We start from the raw sequence: 3376 nt of genomic DNA on the forward strand, positions 1-3376 counted from the left end.
CTCAGTTTGGTGCCGAAGACTTAGGTCTGACGCGAGCATATGTATAGGTTGTTTCCTCGACCTCCCATATGTCTGCCAGCTGAAACGAACAGAGTTGTCCAAGTCAAGTACACTAACCAGAACAATCGCAAGATTGTTCATTGTCCGCTTCACCGACATGAAGCGGGCGGGAAAGTATGCTTTTGGTTCAGAGATAAAGATGCGGTGCTGACCAGCTTCCGTGTCGCGCATGACGCAAGTCTTGCTTTTTCTGGATCAAATCAAGCGCGAGAAGGGCGTTTGGTGAATGCCTTGGCAGTAAGAGGCGATGAAAGACGTGATACTCTGCGATAAGCCATGGGGAGCTGAGAATAAGCTTTGATCCATGGATTTCTGAATGGGGCAACCCACCTGACAGTTCTCTATTGTTAACTTCGGTTATCAATAGGCAGCTGAAACAGGTATTTATAGACTGAATACATAGGTTTATAAAAGCAAACCCGGAGAACTGAAACATCTAAGTACCCGGAGGAAAGGAAATCAATTGATACTCCCCTAGTAGCGGCGAGCGAACGGGGACCAGCCGAGCCATGAGTGTGAATAGAACGTGTTGGGAAGCACGACCATAGTGGGTGATAGTCCCGTATATGAAGCATGATTGGACGTATTAAGTAGGGCGGAACACGTGAAATTCTGTCTGAAGATCGGAGGACCACCTTCGAAGGCTAAGTACTCCTTACTGACCGATAGTGAACCAGTACCGTGAGGGAAAGGTGAAAAGCACCCCGACGAGGGGAGTGAAACAGTACCTGAAACCGAACGCCTACAATCAGTCGGAGGCTCCTTGCGAGCTGACGGCGTACCTTTTGTATAATGGGTCATCGACTTGGTCTATCTAGCAAGCTTAAGCCGTTAGGTGTAGGCGCAGCGAAAGCGAGTCTTAATAGGGCGAATGAGTTAGATGGATCAGACCCGAAACCGAGTGATCTAGGCATGGCCAGGTTGAAGGTAAGGTAACACTTACTGGAGGACCGAACCCACATCTGTTGAAAAAGATCGGGATGAGCTGTGCCTAGGGGTGAAAGGCCAATCAAACTCGGAGATAGCTGGTTCTCTGCGAAATCTATTTAGGTAGAGCGTCATCCGAATACCCTCGGGGGTAGAGCACTGGATGGGTAATGGGGCCCCACAGGCTTACTGATCCTAACCAAACTCCGAATACCGAGGAGTACTAGATGGCAGACACACTGCGGATGCTAACGTCCGTAGTGGAGAGGGAAACAACCCTGACCTCCGGCTAAGGCCCCTAATTCATGGCTAAGTGGGAAAGCAGGTGAGACGTCCAAAACAACCAGGAGGTTGGCTTAGAAGCAGCCATCCTTTAAAGATAGCGTAACAGCTCACTGGTCTAAATAAGATGTCTTGCGGCGAAGATGTAACGGGGCTCAAGCCATGAGCCGAAGCCGAGGATGCACATAGTGCATGGTAGCAGAGCGTAGTGTGACATAGTCTCATTCCTCCTTAACTTCTTCGGAAGTATTGGAGGAGAGAGGCTTTCGATGAAGCGGGCGCGTGAGCGATCCCGTGGAGAGATCACTAGTGAGAATGATGACATGAGTAGCGACAAAGAGTGTGAGAGACACTCTCGCCGAAAGTCCAAGGGTTCCTGCTTAAAGCTAATCTGAGCAGGGTAAGCCGACCCCTAAGGCGAGGCCGAAAGGCGTAGTCGATGGGAACCAGGTTAATATTCCTGGGCCAGATGGAAGTGACGGATCATGAAGGTTGTTCACCCTTATTGGATTGGGTGGGCCGCTAATTGGTCCCTGGAAATAGCTCCATCATAAGATCGTACCCTAAACCAACACAGGTGGACTGGTAGAGAATACCAAGGCGCTTGAGAGAACTATGTTGAAGGAACTCGGCAAAATACCTCCGTAAGTTCGCGAGAAGGAGGCCCGGTTCCTAGGCAACTAGGGGCTGGGGGCACAAACCAGGGGGTGGCGACTGTTTACTAAAAACACAGGGCTCTGCGAAGTCGCAAGACGACGTATAGGGTCTGACGCCTGCCCGGTGCCTGAAGGTTAAAAGGAGGGGTGAGAGCTCTGAATTGAAGCCCAGGTAAACGGCGGCCGTAACTATAACGGTCCTAAGGTAGCGAAATTCCTTGTCGGGTAAGTTCCGACCTGCACGAATGGCGTAACGACTTCCCCGCTGTCTCCAACATAGACTCAGCGAAATTGAATTGCCTGTCAAGATGCAGGCTTCCCGCGGTTAGACGGAAAGACCCCGTGCACCTTTACTACAGCTTCGCACTGGCTTCAGACACAACATGTGCAGGATAGGTGGTAGACTTTGAAGCAGGGACGCTAGTCTCTGTGGAGTCTCCCTTGAGATACCACCCTTGTTCTGTTTGAAGTCTAACCGCGGTCCGTTATCCGGATCCGGGACCCTGCGTGGTGGGTAGTTTGACTGGGGCGGTCGCCTCCTAAAGCGTAACGGAGGCGCGCGAAGGTTGGCTCAGAGCGGTCGGAAATCGCTCGTTGAGTGCAATGGCAGAAGCCAGCCTGACTGCGAGACTGACAAGTCGAGCAGAGTCGAAAGACGGCCATAGTGATCCGGTGGTCCCGAGTGGAAGGGCCATCGCTCAACGGATAAAAGGTACGCCGGGGATAACAGGCTGATACTGCCCAAGAGTCCATATCGACGGCAGTGTTTGGCACCTCGATGTCGGCTCATCTCATCCTGGGGCTGGAGCAGGTCCCAAGGGTACGGCTGTTCGCCGTTTAAAGAGGTACGTGAGCTGGGTTTAGAACGTCGTGAGACAGTTCGGTCCCTATCTGCCGTGGGTGTAGGATACTTGAGAGGAGTTGCCCCTAGTACGAGAGGACCGGGGTGAACGAACCACTGGTGGACCAGTTGTCGTGCCAACGGCAGTGCTGGGTAGCTATGTTCGGACAGGATAACCGCTGAAGGCATCTAAGCGGGAAGCCCCCCTCAAAACAAGGTATCCCTGAGGACCGTGGTAGACCACCACGTCGATAGGCCGGAGATGTAAGCATGGTAACATGTTCAGTTGACCGGTACTAATTGTCCGATAGGCTTGATTTGATCCAGTAATAGCCAGACTATTACATATCAAAATCAAAAGCATACACACATAAGTAGCTTGACTTGGATCAAGGGGATTTTATTCGGTTTGGTGGTCATAGCGAGAGCAAAACACCCGGTCCCATCCCGAACCCGGCCGTTAAGTGCCTTTGCGCTGATGGTACTGCGTCTTAAGGCGTGGGAGAGTAAGTCACCGCCAAACCTAATAAAATCCCCCGTATCTCTCAATCGATGACAAAATCAAAAAATACAAAACAGCCGCCCCCCAAGCGAAGCTCTTTTTGTGGAT

2 rRNA genes are annotated in these 3376 nt (G+C 51.5%); both read left to right on the plus strand.

Going from position 1 to position 3376, the window contains the following annotated elements:
• Window positions 1-258: 258 nt before the first annotated feature.
• Window positions 259-3087, plus strand: a 23S ribosomal RNA gene (locus ROA7450_RS20570).
• A gap of 87 nt (window positions 3088-3174) precedes the next feature.
• Window positions 3175-3289, plus strand: a 5S ribosomal RNA gene (gene rrf / locus ROA7450_RS20575).
• Window positions 3290-3376 lie beyond the last annotated feature (87 nt).

Origin of the sequence: Roseovarius albus, assembly GCF_900172335.1 — a bacterium.
Lineage (GTDB): Bacteria > Pseudomonadota > Alphaproteobacteria > Rhodobacterales > Rhodobacteraceae > Roseovarius > Roseovarius albus.